The sequence below is a fragment of the Nocardioides sp. genome (genome assembly GCF_004803405.1).
Lineage (GTDB): Bacteria > Actinomycetota > Actinomycetes > Propionibacteriales > Nocardioidaceae > Nocardioides > Nocardioides vastitatis.
In genome coordinates this window covers 1-739 of the sequence record NZ_SSXI01000149.1, presented here as the reverse complement: position 1 = coordinate 739, position 739 = coordinate 1, and the positions used below count along the sequence as shown (strand labels likewise).

General features: G+C 75.1%; 1 protein-coding gene and 1 pseudogene. Both read left to right on the top strand.

Features of this window, described 5'->3' with window-relative positions; all coding sequences use genetic code 11:
* A pseudogene (locus E7Z54_RS10925) lies at positions 1 to 195 on the top strand (type II secretion system F family protein); the annotation flags it as partial.
* Between the two features lie 200 nt (positions 196 to 395).
* A complete protein-coding gene (locus E7Z54_RS10920; protein ID WP_136433625.1) occupies positions 396 to 587 on the top strand; it encodes a DUF4244 domain-containing protein in 192 nt (63 codons plus the stop codon).
* Positions 588 to 739: the final 152 nt, after the last annotated feature.

The window sequence follows — 739 nt, the reverse complement described above, 5'->3', positions numbered from 1 at the left end:
ACCGGCGCGCCGGTGGTGAGCGCCGTCGAGCGGCTCGCCGACGAGCTTGCCCGGCGGGCCCGCGGGGAGGTGGAGGACCGGGCGCGGGCGGTCGGTGTGCGCGCCGCCGTACCGCTCGGCGTCTGCCTGCTGCCGTCGTTCCTCCTGCTCGGCATCGTCCCGCTGGCGGCTTCCCTGGCGTCGACGATCGTGTAGCGCCCGTGCTGACCCCACCCGAGCTGCCGGCCCGCCCCGTCCGTCACCCGGGTCACGCTCCCAGCCACCCGAGGCGGGGTGCCCTGTGGACGGGCGATCCCTGTCCACAGGCGGCTTTCTGGCCGCAGCCCGATGTCACTGCTGTCCCGCACCCTCGGTCCCGAGGGCCGCATCCGGCGGCCGCAGACGAAGGAGACGACATGCCCAGACCCACCCCGACCTCGGCGCGGGCGATCGACGACCGTGGCGTGACGACCGCGGAGTACGCCGTGGCCACCGCCGCCGGTGCGGGATTCGCCGGCCTGCTCTACAAGATGCTGAGCGGCGGCTTCGGCGACAACCTGATCAGGACGCTGTTCGACCACGTCCTCGGCCTGCTCGGCCTCGGATGAGCCGCGCGACCCGCCTCGGGCGCGAGCGTGGCGCGGTCACGGCCGAGCTCGCGCTCGCCCTGCCGACGCTGCTCGCGGTCACGGCCGGTCTCGTCTGGTTGCTCGCGGTGGGCGTCGGCCAGATCCGCACCGTCGACGCGGCCCGGGAGACG

Excerpts from the sequence above, each read along its gene's own strand:
- E7Z54_RS10920 (WP_136433625.1), top strand. The coding sequence starts at position 396 with ATGCCCAGACCCACCCCGACCTCGGCGCGGGCGATCGACGACCGTGGC.